At 70.0% G+C, this 283-nt stretch carries 1 pseudogene; it reads left to right on the forward strand.

From position 1 onward, the window contains the following. Window positions 1–283: pseudogene (locus L979_RS13965) on the forward strand (ISL3 family transposase); the annotation flags it as partial.

The following is a 283-nucleotide window of genomic DNA, read 5'->3' on the forward strand; positions in this document are numbered from 1 at the left end:
CAGGACACCAGCCTGGCGGCCGAACCACGGGCGAAGCTGTCGCGCCGCGGGCTGCGCTGGGCACTAGAGGGCATCGTGGTCCAGCACCTCACCGTCGCCCGCGTCGCCGAGGGGCTCGGGGTCGCGTGGAACACCGCCAACCTCGCCGTGCTGGCCGAGGGCAAGCGCGTCCTGATCGACGACGAGCACAGGTTCGACGGGGTGAAGGTCGTCGGCGTCGATGAGCACGTCTGGAGGCACACCCGCCGCGGCGACAAGTACGTCACCGTGATCATCGACCTCA

This window comes from Kocuria sp. ZOR0020, assembly GCF_000800955.1.
GTDB lineage: Bacteria > Actinomycetota > Actinomycetes > Actinomycetales > Micrococcaceae > Kocuria > Kocuria subflava.